Origin of the sequence: Escherichia sp. WS1451 (assembly GCF_046487365.1) — a bacterium.
Taxonomy (GTDB): domain Bacteria; phylum Pseudomonadota; class Gammaproteobacteria; order Enterobacterales; family Enterobacteriaceae; genus Escherichia; species Escherichia coli.
The window spans coordinates 66,391-83,301 of record NZ_JBJQJP010000009.1; the positions used below are offsets into that span (position 1 = coordinate 66,391).

Consider the following 16,911-nt stretch of genomic DNA (forward strand, 5'->3'; position numbering starts at 1 on the left):
AAAAAACCAGGAAAGGAGTATACCTGCGCAGTGCGGCAAATACAGCCAGCGCGTTAACTGGAATGCAATTTTGCGGGGCGCGACGAAAAAAAGCGCAAATCTGGCATCGGCTTGCCGCGAGCGGTCGTATATTTTGATCTTCAGAGGCTATTTTATCGATTCAGCTGTAGTAAAATTACGCAAATTTTGACTCTTGAGTATGAGGTTGTCGCAATGTCGGTTTCTAAAAAACCTATGGTACTGGTGATTCTGGATGGCTATGGCTATCGCGAAGAACAGCAGGATAACGCCATTTTTAGTGCTAAAACCCCGGTAATGGATGCACTGTGGGCCAATCGTCCGCATACCCTGATCGACGCTTCCGGTCTGGAAGTCGGTCTGCCTGACCGTCAGATGGGTAACTCCGAAGTAGGTCACGTTAACCTGGGTGCCGGCCGCATCGTGTATCAGGACCTGACTCGTCTGGACGTTGAAATCAAAGATCGCACTTTCTTTGCTAATCCGGTGCTGACTGGTGCGGTAGATAAAGCGAAAAACGCAGGTAAAGCAGTACACATTATGGGTCTGCTCTCCGCAGGCGGCGTACACAGCCACGAAGATCACATCATGGCGATGGTAGAACTGGCAGCTGAACGCGGCGCAGAAAAAATTTACCTGCACGCATTCCTTGACGGTCGCGACACTCCGCCGCGCAGTGCTGAATCCTCGCTGAAAAAATTCGAAGAGAAATTTGCCGCGCTGGGTAAAGGCCGCGTAGCGTCTATCATTGGTCGTTACTACGCCATGGATCGCGATAACCGTTGGGATCGCGTTGAAAAAGCTTATGACCTGCTGACTCTGGCGCAGGGCGAGTTCCAGGCCGATACCGCCGTTGCCGGTTTGCAGGCTGCTTATGCTCGTGACGAAAACGACGAATTCGTGAAAGCGACCGTTATTCGTGCAGAAGGTCAGTCAGACGCGGCAATGGAAGACGGCGATGCGCTGATTTTCATGAACTTCCGTGCTGACCGTGCGCGTGAAATCACTCGTGCTTTCGTGAACGCTGATTTCGATGGCTTCGCGCGTAAGAAAGTGGTTAACGTGGATTTCGTGATGCTGACCGAATACGCCGCTGACATCAAAACTGCGGTTGCTTACCCACCAGCTTCCCTGGTTAACACCTTCGGCGAGTGGATGGCGAAAAACGACAAAACTCAGCTGCGTATTTCCGAAACCGAAAAATATGCCCACGTCACTTTCTTCTTTAACGGTGGTGTAGAAGAGTCGTTCAAAGGCGAAGACCGCATTCTGATCAACTCACCGAAAGTGGCAACTTACGATCTGCAACCGGAAATGAGCTCCGCAGAGCTGACCGAAAAACTGGTTGCGGCAATCAAGAGCGGCAAATACGACACCATTATCTGTAACTATCCGAACGGCGACATGGTAGGTCACACCGGGGTGATGGAAGCGGCGGTTAAAGCGGTTGAAGCGCTGGATCACTGCGTGGAAGAAGTCGCGAAAGCGGTTGAGTCCGTGGGTGGACAACTGCTGATCACCGCTGACCACGGTAACGCTGAACAGATGCGCGATCCGGCAACGGGTCAGGCGCACACAGCACACACCAACCTGCCAGTTCCGCTGATTTACGTTGGTGATAAGAACGTGAAAGCGGTTGAAGGCGGCAAACTTTCTGACATCGCGCCGACCATGTTGTCGCTGATGGGTATGGAAATCCCGCAAGAGATGACTGGTAAGCCGCTGTTCATCGTGGAATAATCCCTCCCCATGAGGGGAAAGGCGATTAATACCATGACACGGGCCGTGAAACCGCGCAGGTTTGCAATCAGGCCCATCATCTACGCCAGCGTTCTGAGCGCTGGCGTATTGTTGTGCGCCTTTTCCGCCCACGCGGATGAGCGTGACCAACTCAAATCCATTCAGGCTGACATCGCCGCGAAAGAGCGCGCGGTACGCCAAAAGCAACAACAACGCGCAAGCCTGCTCGCACAATTGAAAAAGCAGGAAGAGGCGATCTCTGAAGCCACTCGCAAACTGCGCGAAACGCAAAATACGCTCAATCAACTCAATAAACAGATTGATGAGATGAACGCGTCGATTGCCAAACTGGAGCAGCAAAAAGCCGCCCAGGAGCGCAGCCTCGCCGCGCAACTGGATGCCGCGTTTCGTCAGGGTGAACATACCGGTATTCAGCTGATTCTCAGCGGTGAAGAAAGCCAGCGTGGGCAGCGCTTACAGGCTTATTTCGGCTATCTCAACCAGGCGCGACAAGAAACCATTGCTCAGTTGAAACAAACGCGTGAAGAAGTCGCTATGCAGCGTGCCGAACTGGAAGAGAAACAGAGCGAGCAACAAACGCTTTTATATGAGCAGCGCGCCCAACAGGCGAAGCTGACCCAGGCGTTGAGCGAGCGTAAGAAAACGCTGGCAGGGCTGGAGTCTTCCATCCAGCAAGGTCAGCAACAGTTGAGCGAGCTGCGCGCCAACGAATCCCGCCTGCGTAACAGCATTGCCCGTGCGGAAGCCGCGGCGAAAGCGCGTGCTGAACGTGAAGCGCGCGAAGCCCAGGCGGTTCGCGACCGCCAGAAAGAAGCGACGCGCAAAGGCACCACCTACAAGCCGACCGAAAGCGAAAAATCGCTGATGTCCCGTACCGGTGGTCTGGGCGCACCGCGCGGTCAGGCATTCTGGCCAGTTCGCGGGCCGACGCTGCATCGCTATGGTGAACAGCTACAGGGCGAACTACGCTGGAAAGGAATGGTTATCGGTGCCTCTGAAGGTACTGAAGTTAAAGCGATTGCCGACGGCCGGGTGATTCTGGCTGACTGGCTGCAAGGCTACGGTCTGGTGGTGGTGGTTGAGCACGGTAAAGGCGACATGAGTCTTTACGGCTATAATCAGAGCGCACTGGTGAGCGTTGGTTCGCAGGTTCGCGCGGGCCAGCCAATTGCACTGGTGGGCAGCAGTGGCGGTCAGGGTCGGCCTTCACTCTATTTCGAAATTCGCCGCCAGGGTCAGGCGGTCAATCCACAGCCGTGGTTGGGAAGATAAGTTTTGTTTCCATTTCGTCGTAACGTTCTTGCATTTGCCGCTCTGTTGGCGCTCTCCTCCCCCGTAATTGCTGGCAAACTTGCCATCGTCATTGATGATTTTGGGTATCGCCCGCACAACGAAAACCAGGTGCTGGCGATGCCTTCCGCTATCTCCGTCGCTGTATTACCCGATTCACCGCACGCCAGAGAGATGGCGACCAAAGCGCATAACAGCGGTCACGAAGTGTTGATTCATCTCCCGATGGCACCGTTGAGTAAACAGCCGCTGGAGAAAAATACGCTGCGCCCGGAGATGAGCAGCGACGAAATTGAGCGCATTATTCGTAGTGCGGTCAATAACGTGCCCTATGCCGTGGGGATCAATAACCACATGGGCAGCAAGATGACCTCTAACCTGTTTGGTATGCAGAAAGTGATGCAGGCGCTGGAGCGTTACAATCTTTACTTCCTCGACAGCGTAACCATCGGTAATACCCAGGCGATGCGCGCCGCGCAAGGCACTGGCGTGAAGGTGATCAAACGGAAGGTGTTCCTCGACGATTCGCAAAATGAAGCGGACATCCGTGTGCAATTCAATCGCGCAATTGACCTGGCGCGTCGCAACGGTTCAACCATTGCCATTGGACATCCTCACCCTTCAACGGTACGCGTGCTACAACAGATGGTTTATAACCTGCCGCCAGACATTACGCTGGTGAAAGCCAGCAGCTTGTTGAATGAACCGCAGGTTGATACGTCTACACCGCCGAAAAACACTGTGCCCGACACACCGCGTAATCCATTCCGTGGCGTGAAGCTGTGCAAACCGAAGAAGCCGCTGGAACCTGTTTATGCTAATCGCTTCTTTGAAGTATTAAGCGAAAGCATCAGCCAGAGCACGCTGATCGTTTACTTCCAGCATCAGTGGCAAGGCTGGGGCAAACAGCCTGAAGCGGCGAAGCTTAACGCTAGCGCAAATTAAAGGCGCTACGCGTAATGCGATGGTGCGACCGCGTTTTGTCGCGCCATTGCCATAAGCGGAAAGACCACAGTAACGCCTGATAACCCACCTTCACGCTGCGCACATTGGTAATCAGGCGCTTATACATACCGGAAGTAAATATCTCGGCAATCATCCGTTGGCGGGTAATAATATCCGGCTCTTTGCGCACCGCATGGCAAACACGCAATGCTTCGTAAGTTATTTGCTGATGAAATTCCGGATAAATCGTAATTTTGTCGGCATAATTTCGATTTAATTTCTCCAGCAGGCGGGTAATCTTAATATAGTGACGTTGATAATTAAGGTTTTTGTTCCCTTGTCTGTTCAACCGACTCACTGACGTATTATGCAGATAGTATTTATATAATGATTGCTCGGTATATCGCGCACGCAGCGCGTTAAACATAAATTCTGTTGTCCAGACAATATCCTGATGATGTAATCCGGCAATAAATTTAATGTTATTTTTAACAATAACATCGCGGCGATAAACCCCCATCCAGACCACGTGTGTCCAACGGCGGGAAGAAAGCCCCATCCGCAGCCAGTCCGGACCGGTTAATACACCGGTTGAGCGAAGGCGATCGGTAGGGATGGATTGCCAGGTTTCACCCGTTTCACGAAAACACCAATCAGCGTTGCACTGCGCCACGTCGAGGTCGTCCTCTAACGCCATGGTCATCAGCGTTTCGTACATGGTGGGATAGACCTCATCGTCAGCATCGACAAAAGCGACATATTTTCCCGTTGCCACCTCGATCCCACGATTACGCGCCACCGATGCGCCAGCATTCGCCTGATGCAACAAACGAACATGCGGATAGTTTTCCGCGTAATGCTTTGCTATTTCAACAGAATTATCCGTTGAACCATCGTTAATAATAATGATTTCCAGAGCAGTCCAGGTTTGCGCGATTAAAGATTCCATGCAAGCGCTGAAATCATCGCCCGCATTATATAACGGGATAATAACACTTAGTTTATTAGTGCTGTTCATCATAAATTACCAACGATCTCTGAAGTTACCCTGACGTTTTACAGGCTTTGTATTAAGAAACTATTAAGCCTGTGAGATATTATTTTTACCGGTGAGAGAGTCACTTCAGGGTAGAGAGATAATGAGAGCAGCTATATAAGAGATCAGCGCAATTACGATATCTTGATTACACTGACAGGATTTTACATATTTAACGGATTTTCCTCAGGCAAAAGGGCTGGAATACCAGCCCTTGTTCGTGTTAATCCCAGCTCAGAATAACTTTCCCGGACTGGCCCGAACGCATAGCGTCAAAGCCCTTCTGGAAATCATCGATAGAGAAACGATGGGTAATGATCGGCGAGAGATCGAGGCCAGACTGAATCAGCGCCGCCATCTTGTACCAGGTTTCAAACATCTCACGACCGTAAATACCTTTAATGAACAAGCCTTTAAAGATTACTTTGGTCCAGTCGATAGACATATCGGACGGTGGAATACCCAGCATCGCAATACGACCGCCGTGGTTCATGGTGTCGAGCATGGTACGAAACGCTGGCGGCGCACCGGACATTTCCAGACCGACATCAAAGCCTTCGGTCATGCCCAGTTCTGTCATCACATCATTAAGGTTTTCTTTCGCGACGTTAACCGCACGGGTGATACCCATTTTACGCGCCAGCTCAAGGCGGTATTCGTTAACATCAGTAATCACCACGTTACGTGCACCAACGTGTTTCGCCACCGCCGCCGCCATAATACCAATCGGGCCTGCACCAGAGACCAGCACATCCTCGCCCACCAGATCAAACGACAGCGCGGTATGCACGGCGTTACCGAAGGGATCAAAAATGGAAGCCAGATCATCGGAGATATTGTCGGGGATTTTGAAAGCGTTGAACGCCGGAATCACCAGATACTCGGCAAAGCAGCCCGGACGGTTAACGCCGACGCCGATCGTGTTGCGGCACAGATGGGTACGACCGCCACGACAGTTGCGACAGTGACCGCAGGTGATATGGCCTTCGCCAGAAACGCGATCGCCAATCTTGAAGCCTTTCACTTCCTGACCAATACCTACCACTTCACCGACATATTCATGGCCCACGACCATCGGCACCGGGATGGTTTTTTGCGACCACTCATCCCAGTTATAGATGTGAACGTCAGTCCCGCAGATGGCTGTTTTACGGATTTTAATCAGCAGATCGTTATGCCCGAGTTCCGGTACAGGAACGTCGGTCATCCAGATGCCCTCTTCCGCTTTCAGTTTGGATAACGCTTTCATCTCACATCCTCAGGCGATAACGCCCAGTTGTTTACCAATACGCGTGAATGCTTCTACTGCACGCGTAATTTGCTCAGGGGTATGCGCCGCAGACATCTGGGTACGAATACGCGCCTGACCTTTCGGAACGACCGGATAGAAGAAACCGGTGACGTAAATGCCCTCTTTTTGCAGCTCACGAGCAAATTTCTGCGCTACTACCGCATCGCCAAGCATGACCGGAATAATGGCGTGATCGGCTCCCGCCAGGGTAAAGCCCGCCGCCGACATTTGCTCACGGAACTGACGCGCGTTCGCCCACAGACGGTCACGCAGCTCGCTACCCGCTTCAACCATCTCCAGCACTTTGATGGAAGCGGCAACAATGGCCGGTGCCAGCGAGTTGGAGAACAGGTACGGACGAGAACGCTGGCGCAGCCACTCAACCACTTCTTTGCGCGCCGCGGTATAACCACCAGAAGCCCCGCCCAATGCTTTACCCAACGTACCGGTAATGATGTCTACACGCCCCATCACATCGCAGTATTCATGGGAACCACGACCATTTTCACCGACAAAACCGACCGCGTGGGAGTCGTCTACCATCACCAGGGCATCGTATTTATCTGCGAGATCGCAAACACCTTTCAGGTTGGCAATCACGCCGTCCATCGAGAACACACCATCGGTGGCAATCAGCACATGACGCGCACCGGCTTCACGCGCTTCTTTCAGACGTGCTTCCAGCTCCTGCATATCGTTGTTGGCATAACGATAGCGTTTAGCTTTGCACAGACGCACACCATCAATAATAGACGCGTGGTTCAGTGCGTCGGAGATAATGGCGTCTTCCGCGCTCAGCAGCGTTTCAAACAGGCCACCGTTAGCATCAAAGCAGGAAGAGTAGAGAATCGCATCTTCCATCCCCAGGAAGGCCGCCAGTTTTTGTTCAAGCTCTTTATGGCTGTCCTGAGTGCCGCAAATAAAACGCACCGAAGCCATGCCGAAACCGTGAGAATCCATTCCCGCCTTTGCCGCCGCAATCAGATCCGGATGATTCGCCAGCCCGAGATAGTTGTTGGCACAAAAGTTAATGACGTGGCTTCCATCAGCCACAGTGATATCTGCTTGCTGCGCAGACGTAATAATGCGCTCTTCTTTAAACAACCCTTCCGCCCGTGCGGTTTCCAGATCGTTGGTTAACTGCTGATAAAATTCTCCACGCATTGCGATTCTCCAGACAGGGCAAATTCCAGCACATATTACCCAAACTTATAGGTCGCGACGAGATGACGCGTTAACACTTCTGCAAAATTCAGGATAAATAACGTCCATCAATCTCACTTTTGGCGAATGGCTGAAGCCAACGCCGTGTAGTGATATGATAGAAGTATTCGTGTCTGAGATTGTCTCTGACTCCATAATTCGAAGGTTACAGTTATGATCATCGTTACCGGCGGCGCGGGCTTTATCGGCAGCAACATCGTTAAAGCCCTGAATGATAAAGGCATCACCGATATTCTGGTGGTGGACAACCTGAAAGACGGCACCAAGTTTGTGAACCTGGTGGATCTGGATATCGCGGACTATATGGATAAGGAAGACTTCCTGATCCAGATTATGGCTGGCGAAGAGTTCGGCGATGTCGAAGCGATTTTCCACGAAGGCGCGTGCTCTTCCACCACCGAGTGGGACGGCAAGTATATGATGGATAACAACTATCAATACTCCAAAGAGCTGCTGCACTACTGTCTGGAGCGCGAAATCCCGTTCCTGTACGCCTCTTCCGCAGCCACTTACGGCGGACGCACTTCCGACTTTATTGAATCCCGCGAATATGAAAAACCGTTGAATGTCTACGGTTACTCAAAATTCCTGTTTGATGAATATGTTCGCCAAATCCTGCCTGAAGCGAACTCGCAGATTGTTGGCTTCCGTTATTTCAACGTTTATGGACCGCGTGAAGGCCATAAAGGCAGCATGGCGAGCGTCGCTTTCCATCTCAACACCCAGCTTAATAACGGTGAATCACCGAAGCTGTTCGAAGGTAGCGAGAACTTTAAACGCGACTTCGTCTATGTGGGCGACGTGGCAGATGTAAACCTGTGGTTCCTGGAAAATGGCGTTTCCGGCATCTTCAACCTCGGTACTGGTCGTGCGGAATCCTTCCAGGCTGTAGCAGATGCTACGCTTGCTTATCACAAGAAAGGCCAGATCGAATACATTCCGTTCCCGGATAAACTGAAAGGCCGCTATCAGGCGTTCACGCAGGCAGATCTGACGAATCTGCGCGCGGCGGGTTACGACAAACCGTTCAAAACCGTTGCCGAAGGCGTAACGGAATACATGGCCTGGCTGAATCGTGACGCATAAGAGCTCTGCATGAAAATACTGGTGATCGGCCCGTCTTGGGTTGGCGACATGATGATGTCGCAAAGTCTCTATCGCACGCTCCAGGCGCGCTATCCCCAGGCGATAATCGACGTGATGGCACCGGCATGGTGCCGTCCATTATTATCGCGGATGCCGGAAGTTAACGAAGCTATTCCTATGCCTCTCGGTCACGGAGCGCTGGAAATCGGCGAACGCCGCAAACTGGGTCATAGTCTGCGTGAAAAGCGCTACGACCGCGCCTACGTCTTACCCAACTCCTTCAAGTCCGCATTAGTGCCTTTCTTCGCGGGTATTCCTCATCGCACCGGCTGGCGCGGCGAGATGCGCTACGGTTTACTTAACGATGTACGCGTGCTCGATAAAGAAGCCTGGCCGCTAATGGTGGAACGCTATGTCGCGCTGGCCTATGACAAAGGCATTATGCGCACAGCACAAGATCTGCCGCAACCATTGTTATGGCCGCAGTTGCAGGTGAGCGAAGGTGAAAAATCATATACCTGTAATCAATTTTCGCTTTCATCAGAACGTCCAATGATTGGTTTTTGCCCGGGTGCGGAGTTTGGTCCGGCAAAACGCTGGCCACACTACCACTATGCGGAACTGGCAAAGCAACTGATTGATGAAGGTTATCAGGTGGTTCTGTTTGGCTCGGCGAAAGATCATGAAGCGGGCAATGAGATTCTTGCCGCTTTAAATACCGAGCAGCAGGCATGGTGCCGGAACCTGGCGGGGGAAACACAGCTTGATCAAGCGGTTATCCTGATTGCAGCCTGTAAAGCCATTGTCACTAACGATTCTGGCCTGATGCACGTTGCGGCGGCGCTCAATCGTCCGCTGGTTGCCTTGTATGGTCCGAGTAGCCCGGACTTCACACCGCCGCTATCCCATAAAGCACGCGTGATCCGCCTGATTACCGGCTATCACAAAGTGCGTAAAGGTGACGCAGCGGAGGGTTATCACCAGAGCTTGATCGACATTACTCCCCAGCGCGTACTGGAAGAACTCAACGCGCTATTGTTACAAGAGGAAGCCTGACGGATGCGGGTTCTGATCGTTAAAACATCGTCGATGGGCGATGTTCTCCACACGCTGCCCGCACTCACTGATGCCCAGCAGGCAATCCCAGGGATTAAGTTTGACTGGGTGGTGGAAGAAGGGTTCGCGCAGATTCCTTCCTGGCACGCTGCCGTTGAGCGAGTTATTCCTGTGGCAATACGTCGCTGGCGTAAAGCCTGGTTCTCGGCCCCCATAAAAGCTGAACGCAAAGCGTTTCGTGAAGCGCTACAAGCAAAGAACTATGACGCAGTTATCGACGCCCAGGGGCTGGTAAAAAGCGCGGCGCTGGTGACGCGTCTGGCGCATGGCGTAAAGCATGGAATGGACTGGCAAACCGCTCGCGAACCGTTAGCCAGCCTGTTTTACAATCGTAAACATCATATTGCAAAACAGCAGCACGCCGTAGAACGCACCCGCGAACTGTTTGCCAAAAGTCTGGGCTATAGCAAACCACAAACCCAGGGCGATTATGCTATCGCACAGCATTTCCTGACGAACCTGCCTACAGATGCTGGCGAATATGCCGTATTTCTTCATGCAACAACCCGAGATGATAAACACTGGCCGGAAGAACACTGGCGAGAATTGATTGGTTTACTGGCTGATTCAGGAATACGGATTAAACTTCCGTGGGGCGCGCCGCATGAGGAAGAACGGGCGAAACGACTGGCGGAAGGATTTGCTTATGTTGAAGTATTGCCGAAGATGAGTCTGGAAGGCGTTGCCCGCGTACTGGCCGGGGCTAAATTTGTAGTGTCGGTGGATACGGGGTTAAGCCATTTAACGGCGGCACTGGATAGACCCAATATCACGGTTTATGGACCTACCGATCCGGGATTAATTGGTGGGTATGGGAAGAATCAGATGGTTTGTAGGGCTCCGGGGAATGAGTTGTCTCAATTGACAGCAAATGCTGTTAAGCGGTTCATTGAAGAAAACGCTGCCATGATTTAAATTACAACTCTTTAATAGATAATTTTGAAATAAAATCAGCTTCCTTGCTGATTTTATTTCACATATTCATTACTTCTCTAATAAACATTGGTCTGATTGTGCTTTAAAATAAGCACAAAGCAATATTATGGTGACAAACACAGCAGTCGGAACCGGTTTAGAAAAGAGTATTACATCACTTAGGCCTACTACCAGTAGTGAAAAAAGTAAGATTAAAATATAAGGTTCTTTTGCAGTTCTTAAGGCATATATGAGTATTGCTGAAAAGGCTAAAATTGTTAATACTACTCCAGGAATGCCACGCGTTGATAACGTATCTATGAGATCGTTATGTAAATGAGAATCTACATAGGGTAAAGCGCCACTTAATCTAGGCTCTTTTTCTTCTAGTTCATGTATTTTTTCCGCACGTTTTTCCAGTGATTGTCCTATTGGAGAATATGTTTTTAAACCAACTTCATACATTGCCAGACGGGCACCGACCGAAGTTCTGGTATTATCATGCGAATAATTAACTAAATCCCTATTTAAGTCATTCATTCTCGTAAGTAATGTATCTTTAAAAGAAAACATACCTGCTAATAATGCAATCGCAATAAAACAATATAACTTATAATTAATTCGCTTATTAATATAACTATCCATTACGATTAATAGTAACGCAAAGAATGGAAACACTAATATGGCTGCACGCGTTTCAGTTACTATAACAGCACATAAGCTAAGCATGAAGTTAATTGTATATAATGTTGTTTTATGTCTAAAGTCGGATTTTAAAATGAGAATTGATGCCAGTAAAGAAGGGAAAAGGATGATGTAGCCTGCTGTTGTAGCGTGGGAAGCTGATAATGCAACACGGTCGACGTTTAAATAGAAATGTTGCCACATGGCATGCGCAAAAAAAAGTAACTGCGTTGCCAAGGATGCGAACAAAATTAGTTTCCCAAATTTTATTTTGGTTCTCATCTCATCTTTAGCAAAAAGAACTAAGAAAATAAAAGCACTACACAAGGCAATTTTTCCAGTTTCCATTGGGCCACGATATGCATTGGTATAAACCGAGCCTGAAACTTTATAATGTGAATACCAGATGATATTAACGATACCCAAAAGACATAATGAGATGAAAATTAACAAAGTAGGATTATTAGTTATTGTTTTTTTTGGTGTCGCTAGAAAATATAATGCAGATATAATTCCAGCTGCATGAAGAAACTTTGTTGCAACATCATCCCACAAAGACAAAGTCATTAAAGACAACATACATAATATGAGAATTAAAGACTTGACACCAGAGTTAATTTCATTCCAACAAAACGACATATAATTTCAACCTATGCTACGAGGATGGGTTATTTAATGCAAGACCTAACGTTTATTCTTTTTTCTATTTACCAGTCTTACCATCCTCCAGAGAATATAGTTTTTTGATGCTAATATTTTTGCTCGCCTCTTATCTCTCTTGCCAAGAAGATTACAATCTTTCAATTCTTTTTCATTGCTTTCAACTAATTGATTTAATAATTCAAAATCGCCATTAAGTAGAACATTCCATAAATAACGAGTTTTATGATAAGTTCTATTTTTACTCAATAATGTATGAATTTCTTCTTTCCGGTTACCTTTGTATAACTGCATCACAGAAGAGTAGATTCTTTCGTGCGCAAATGACTCATGTCGATAATGAATGATGGTTCTACATGAGTTCATTAAGGAATTTTCTCTATAGTTATGCTTATACATATAATATGGAACCGCATACATATCGCATGTAATTAGCAGTCGATAGATAAAATCCAGATCTTCTCCTAGTCGTAAATCTTCATCAAAAAAAAGATTATTATCTTCCAGGAGTTGTTTTCTTATAAACAAGCACCCTATATGGAATCTGACCTTTTTATAAAAAAAATCGAAAAGTAAAGACCCTTCATTAAACTCTGTATTTATAGGTGAGTAAGTAACACCATTTTTTATATGATGTCCATAAAGCCCACAATAAATCGCATCCCCTCCCGTCTCATGTTGTCTGGAATACATCTTCAGCAGATAGTTAGGATCTATCTCATCATCATCATCCATAAAACATATAAACTGTCCTTGCGCCTTGCGGATACCTGTATTCCTGGCAGACGAAACGCCGCCATTTTCTTTATTGATAATAATTAATCGAGAGTGGGTTAACCCATACTCTCTCAAAACATTTGATGTGTTATCTTTAGAACCATCATTAACAATAACAATTTCAAAATTTGGGTAAGTTTGTTTTTCTAATTTCGTTAGAGTTTCAGTAATGTAATCAGATGAATTATACGTCGGTATTATTATGGACACTAAAGGGTAATCATTGCTCATCGTGTTCTCTTGCCTGAACTAATAAAATATGATAGTACTCATCCTTAATTATTATTGTATCTCAGACATCCATGATTTTTATTGCCCAAATAGTTTTCTTTTATACTTATTTAATTTGAATTTAATGAAGTAAATAAAAGCGTTAAACGTATCACCATTTTTCTTTGCATGTTGGTATTTCACTTGATACTGCTTTTCATTCGTGGCTGGAATAAACGCCACATCATTCCAGCAAGAAGCCTGATAAGCCTCATTAAAATACTTCTGGCAGGGATAATTCGTCCAGTCGTTCCAGGGCTTCGTTACGCCAACATAATGAATCAGCTTAGTATCATCGGTAATGGTCTTTTTATAATCTTCATCGCTTTTATTTTTTAACTCATAGTCAATGCCATAAAAGCAATCATAATCGCCGCTAATAAAAATACAATGACCAAAGAACAGAATATTTAAAATATCCTGATCAAGGCATTTATATTTCGTGTGCTGCGGGTCACTTGCCAGCATAGCAATGGCTTTATTCATAAAATCATTTTTCGCCCATGCTTCAAGCTGCAGATATACTACACCGGCGTTGAAATAATTCCCTGGAAGTCCCTCTATAGCCAGACGCTTCGCTGGTTTTTCCTGCATAAAAGGCACATCTTTAATAACAGCTGCGAACTTATCGCCATCAAAATTAATATCAAGCAATCCAGCTAATGAGCCTTTACAGATGACATCTGCATCGATATATAACAGATTTTCAATAGTTTCACTCAGATACTGGAACGCAACTAAACGGAAGAATGTTGCATAAGACCACTGTTTCAGGCTGGGGAAGATATCAATAAAGGCACTGGATACTTTATAAATTCTTACTTCAACGTTAGCATTTTTGCTGGTAAAAGCATTAACACGTTGTAGATAATCTTCATCAATGTAGTCAGTAAAGAGATGAAACTTAACCGCAAGGTCCGGGTTATGCATAACAACTGATTGCATAGATACTGCCGCACCAAATAAAAAGTTGCGGTCAATACCGTAAGCGATATTTAACACACGATCGGTGTTAGCAATTTCCCCAGAGACAGCGACTTCAGTAATACTCTCAGCTAATAAATCCATGTTGGTTCCGTTTTGACTGTGTGGTTTACGCTTTGCCTTTTAATTTTTTAATAAATTTGCGTAGTTTGGTTCTGTAGATTACTGAATAGTAGCCATAATCTTTTATTTCGTTGGCAATACCCAGGTGACGTTCCATGGCCAGACGATCACGGGCTTTCCGCTCTGCCGTACAGCTTTTACCGGATAGGTCAATTATCCTGACACCATCTTTACTAACGATAAAGTTACCCCGGTGTGGGTCGCCCGATAGCATATTTAAGGCATGCAATTTTTCCATTGAAGCCTTAATTTCTGCTTTAACATCTTCTGGAATAATCGGCATATCATTGAGCTCTACGCCCTCGACATACTCGATAAGCATGATAAAAACACTGGCATAGTTGAAAATTTTACGCTCAGCCAGAAAATAAAAATCATTAGGAAAAGTAAGACCTGCACTTCTGACACGATCGGTTTCAACGATCAAATTCTGATAGTAGTCACCTTTTACAAAAGATTTTAAAAAACGTTCATTCCTTTTCGTTTTCGGGGCAAAGACTTTAAAAACATAGCGACCATATTTCGTATCAATCAACGATACTTTGGTATCATCAATATTACGTAATACTTTTACTGTTTTAAAATTATAGGCCAGTATTTCATCAAAGATTTCTTTATATTTATTATCGTTATCTTTGTAATAAAATGAGAAGCCGCGATAGCGTATACTTGTAATCATAAGAGTAATTTATTTCTTAAGCTTGTACTTAATTAATGAAGTTATACCTTTAATATACTCACCATGGGCAAACAGATGCTTATATTGTTTCTGCATTTCTGCAACAGTCCGCGCCTCTTTAAGAGGATATTTCTTCCAGGGAGATTGTTCACGCGCGATATTAAAGTATGATGCAGACGGATATCCAGCCCAGCTATGCCATGGTTTAGTTATCCCTGTATAGTGAATCAATACTGTTTTATCTGTAATGGTTTGCTGATACTTTCGATGACTACGATCATGAAGTTCGTTTTTCAGGGTATAAATAGTATCAAAATCCTTCGCGAGGTAGATATTATTCATATTAAATGCGATATTCAACGCATCCTGATCTAAATATTTAAGAGAGCCATATTTAGTTTCCCCTCGTAAAAGCGTGAGTAAATACGGTGTCAAATTTGCTTCATGCCATTTTTTAAGATTGACATAGATAACGCCTGCATTGAAATAACGTCCATTCATTTCGGGAATGTTAAGACGTTTTGCACATGCCGCCTGAGTACTATCATTGTCAGGAATAACCGCAGCAAACTCATCTTTAAATATAATTTTTGTGAGAGGTTTCAGACTTCCTTTACAAACGACATCGGCATCCAGATACAGCAGTGTGGAAATACTTTCACTCAGATATTCAAAGGACAATACCCTGAAGTATGTCGCGTACGACCAAAACTGTGACGTCGGCAGATCAGCAAAGTATTTGGGGTCAATTAAATATACAATAATTGAGGTATTAAATTGTTTTGCTGTTTCATTAAATGACTTTAAATAATCATCATCCACATAATCAGTGAAAACATGAAAGACAAAATTAATATCTGAATTATTAATCAAAACGGAAGAAATTGAAACGCCAGCACCATACAAAAAATTCTTATCGATACCGTAGGAAACATTTAGCTCTGGGGCGTTTTCTTTTTTATTATCTGCTAAATACGAAAACCGTTCTTTTATAAATTCATTCATTTAACTTTTCTCAATTTCATTTTATTATCTTTAAATAAAAATAATAAATATAATTCATTATCCCGTTAATTGGTTTATTTTGTTTAAAATTATGCTTCGCGCAATAACGAGCATAGTTTGAGTTAACTGGCCGCATTAACGGTTCATTTTTCCAGGGCGATGCTTCTTTGGCTTTGATAAAAGGTTGCGCACTTGGATAACCGGCCCAGTAATGCCAGGGTTTTGTCGGGCCGACATAATGAATTAATACGGTTTCATCATTAATTGGACAAACAAATGATTTTTTTAATTCATAATTTAAACTAAACTGCGTATTGTATTTAGCATCAATGAGTTTAACTTTCCCTAACAGGATAAGATTAAGGATATCTTGATCCATATAGGTTAAACGGGAAACGATGGCTTTATCAGCAAGCATCGACATCGCTTTAGCAGAAACGGACTCCTGCGCCCACGCTAGTGTATTAATTAACAGGACACCTGAATTAAAGTAACCCTTTTCAAGTTCATTACACTGCAGACTTTGACCCCGTAACGACCACCAGTTAGCATCGCGTTCAGTAACAACAGCAGCAACGTTATTGGCAAGATCCATTGTTATCAGCGGCTTTAAGTTTCCCTGACAGGCGATATCAGCATCCAGGTAAAGGATCTTATCTTGTTGATCAATAAAGTAATCTGCAATTACAAAACGGAAATACATGGCAATAGACCAATTTTTGGTCGTCGGTAATGCCTTAAGCCGTTCACAATTTACCAGATGGATCTGGATACAGGTACGATAGCTTTTCGCCAATTGGGCTAAACGCTGGATATCGGCTTCAGGGATATCATCAATAAAAACGTGGAAAACAAAACTCACGTCGTTGTTATGTAACAAAACTGACGTGATTGAAACACCACAACCAAAAAGAAAGTTTTTATCAATGCCATAAGCAACATGGAATGATGATGCCACTGACGCCGCTGGCCTTTCATCGAAGATGATTGTCTTATTGATCATCTCTTGTGGATTAAAATAGTGGGCACTCATATTTCTCTCCGGAA

15 protein-coding genes are annotated in these 16,911 nt (G+C 45.9%); 6 read left to right on the forward strand and 9 right to left on the reverse strand.

What is annotated here, in order from left to right:
* Window positions 1–213: 213 nt before the first annotated feature.
* Genes gpmM through ACJHX7_RS13340 form a run of 3 tightly spaced genes read left to right on the forward strand, consistent with a single transcriptional unit; the run spans window position 214 to window position 4,014 of the window.
* A complete protein-coding gene (gene gpmM / locus ACJHX7_RS13330; RefSeq protein WP_094030272.1) occupies window positions 214–1,758 on the forward strand; it encodes a 2,3-bisphosphoglycerate-independent phosphoglycerate mutase in 1,545 nt (514 codons plus the stop codon).
* 33 nt (window positions 1,759–1,791) lie between these two features.
* Window positions 1,792–3,051: a murein hydrolase activator EnvC gene (gene envC / locus ACJHX7_RS13335; RefSeq protein WP_000196261.1), complete on the forward strand. Its 1,260-nt coding sequence runs from the start codon at window positions 1,792–1,794 to the stop codon at window positions 3,049–3,051.
* Between the two features lie 3 nt (window positions 3,052–3,054).
* A complete protein-coding gene (locus ACJHX7_RS13340; RefSeq protein ID WP_000483831.1) occupies window positions 3,055–4,014 on the forward strand; it encodes a divergent polysaccharide deacetylase family protein in 960 nt (319 codons plus the stop codon).
* On the opposite strand, the gene waaH is transcribed toward ACJHX7_RS13340, so the two are convergent.
* From waaH to kbl, 3 genes are all read right to left on the reverse strand, one after another.
* Window positions 4,001–5,035, reverse strand: coding sequence for a UDP-glucuronate:LPS(HepIII) glycosyltransferase (gene waaH / locus ACJHX7_RS13345; protein ID WP_000982118.1), 1,035 nt, complete (start codon window positions 5,033–5,035; stop codon window positions 4,001–4,003). The genes ACJHX7_RS13340 and waaH overlap by 14 nt on opposite strands.
* A gap of 238 nt (window positions 5,036–5,273) precedes the next feature.
* Window positions 5,274–6,299, reverse strand: a complete 1,026-nt coding sequence (gene tdh / locus ACJHX7_RS13350; RefSeq protein ID WP_000646018.1) for an L-threonine 3-dehydrogenase — start codon at window positions 6,297–6,299, stop codon at window positions 5,274–5,276.
* A 9-nt stretch (window positions 6,300–6,308) separates the two neighbouring features.
* Entirely contained in the window at window positions 6,309–7,505 is a 1,197-nt protein-coding gene (gene kbl / locus ACJHX7_RS13355) for a glycine C-acetyltransferase (RefSeq protein ID WP_001213845.1), read from the reverse strand.
* Window positions 7,506–7,718: 213 nt separating this feature from the next.
* On the opposite strand from kbl, the gene rfaD reads away from it, so the two are divergent.
* From rfaD to rfaC, 3 genes are read left to right on the forward strand one after another with little or no spacing between them, the layout of a single operon-like run.
* Window positions 7,719–8,651: an ADP-glyceromanno-heptose 6-epimerase gene (rfaD, locus tag ACJHX7_RS13360; protein WP_000587750.1), complete on the forward strand. Its 933-nt coding sequence runs from the start codon at window positions 7,719–7,721 to the stop codon at window positions 8,649–8,651.
* Between the two features lie 9 nt (window positions 8,652–8,660).
* Window positions 8,661–9,707: an ADP-heptose--LPS heptosyltransferase RfaF gene (gene rfaF / locus ACJHX7_RS13365; RefSeq protein ID WP_000699228.1), complete on the forward strand. Its 1,047-nt coding sequence runs from the start codon at window positions 8,661–8,663 to the stop codon at window positions 9,705–9,707.
* A 3-nt stretch (window positions 9,708–9,710) separates the two neighbouring features.
* Window positions 9,711–10,682, forward strand: coding sequence for a lipopolysaccharide heptosyltransferase RfaC (gene rfaC, locus ACJHX7_RS13370; RefSeq protein ID WP_094030273.1), 972 nt, complete (start codon window positions 9,711–9,713; stop codon window positions 10,680–10,682).
* Between the two features lie 69 nt (window positions 10,683–10,751).
* Here rfaC and ACJHX7_RS13375 read toward each other — a convergent pair whose 3' ends face one another.
* From ACJHX7_RS13375 to waaO, 6 genes are all read right to left on the reverse strand, one after another.
* The gene (locus ACJHX7_RS13375; RefSeq protein ID WP_060588561.1) at window positions 10,752–12,005 is read right to left on the reverse strand and encodes an O-antigen ligase family protein; all 1,254 of its coding nucleotides are present in this window, start codon (window positions 12,003–12,005) and stop codon (window positions 10,752–10,754) included.
* A gap of 45 nt (window positions 12,006–12,050) precedes the next feature.
* A complete protein-coding gene (locus tag ACJHX7_RS13380; RefSeq protein ID WP_060588562.1) occupies window positions 12,051–13,034 on the reverse strand; it encodes a glycosyltransferase family 2 protein in 984 nt (327 codons plus the stop codon).
* 78 nt (window positions 13,035–13,112) lie between these two features.
* The gene (locus tag ACJHX7_RS13385; protein WP_000364800.1) at window positions 13,113–14,141 is read right to left on the reverse strand and encodes a UDP-galactose--(galactosyl) LPS alpha1,2-galactosyltransferase; all 1,029 of its coding nucleotides are present in this window, start codon (window positions 14,139–14,141) and stop codon (window positions 13,113–13,115) included.
* 25 nt (window positions 14,142–14,166) lie between these two features.
* Window positions 14,167–14,859, reverse strand: a complete 693-nt coding sequence (gene rfaY / locus ACJHX7_RS13390; RefSeq protein WP_000633082.1) for a lipopolysaccharide core heptose(II) kinase RfaY — start codon at window positions 14,857–14,859, stop codon at window positions 14,167–14,169.
* Window positions 14,860–14,868: 9 nt separating this feature from the next.
* Window positions 14,869–15,864 carry a glycosyltransferase family 8 protein gene (locus ACJHX7_RS13395; RefSeq protein ID WP_001001728.1) on the reverse strand — a complete coding sequence of 332 codons (996 nt, stop codon included), beginning with the start codon at window positions 15,862–15,864 and terminating at the stop codon, window positions 14,869–14,871.
* A gap of 16 nt (window positions 15,865–15,880) precedes the next feature.
* Window positions 15,881–16,897 (reverse strand): lipopolysaccharide 3-alpha-galactosyltransferase, encoded by a 1,017-nt coding sequence (gene waaO / locus ACJHX7_RS13400; RefSeq protein WP_022646275.1) that lies wholly within the window; start codon window positions 16,895–16,897, stop codon window positions 15,881–15,883.
* Between the last annotated feature and the right edge of the window lie 14 nt (window positions 16,898–16,911).

Coding starts and splice junctions, on each gene's coding strand:
- rfaF (WP_000699228.1), top strand. CDS start 8,661: ATGAAAATACTGGTGATCGGCCCGTCTTGGGTTGGCGACATGATGATG.
- rfaC (WP_094030273.1), top strand. CDS start 9,711: ATGCGGGTTCTGATCGTTAAAACATCGTCGATGGGCGATGTTCTCCAC.
- waaH (WP_000982118.1), bottom strand. CDS start 5,035: ATGATGAACAGCACTAATAAACTAAGTGTTATTATCCCGTTATATAAT.
- ACJHX7_RS13380 (WP_060588562.1), bottom strand. CDS start 13,034: ATGAGCAATGATTACCCTTTAGTGTCCATAATAATACCGACGTATAAT.
- ACJHX7_RS13395 (WP_001001728.1), bottom strand. CDS start 15,864: ATGAATGAATTTATAAAAGAACGGTTTTCGTATTTAGCAGATAATAAA.
- envC (WP_000196261.1), top strand. CDS start 1,792: ATGACACGGGCCGTGAAACCGCGCAGGTTTGCAATCAGGCCCATCATC.
- tdh (WP_000646018.1), bottom strand. CDS start 6,299: ATGAAAGCGTTATCCAAACTGAAAGCGGAAGAGGGCATCTGGATGACC.
- kbl (WP_001213845.1), bottom strand. CDS start 7,505: ATGCGTGGAGAATTTTATCAGCAGTTAACCAACGATCTGGAAACCGCA.
- gpmM (WP_094030272.1), top strand. CDS start 214: ATGTCGGTTTCTAAAAAACCTATGGTACTGGTGATTCTGGATGGCTAT.
- rfaY (WP_000633082.1), bottom strand. CDS start 14,859: ATGATTACAAGTATACGCTATCGCGGCTTCTCATTTTATTACAAAGAT.
- rfaD (WP_000587750.1), top strand. CDS start 7,719: ATGATCATCGTTACCGGCGGCGCGGGCTTTATCGGCAGCAACATCGTT.
- ACJHX7_RS13385 (WP_000364800.1), bottom strand. CDS start 14,141: ATGGATTTATTAGCTGAGAGTATTACTGAAGTCGCTGTCTCTGGGGAA.
- waaO (WP_022646275.1), bottom strand. CDS start 16,897: ATGAGTGCCCACTATTTTAATCCACAAGAGATGATCAATAAGACAATC.
- ACJHX7_RS13375 (WP_060588561.1), bottom strand. CDS start 12,005: ATGTCGTTTTGTTGGAATGAAATTAACTCTGGTGTCAAGTCTTTAATT.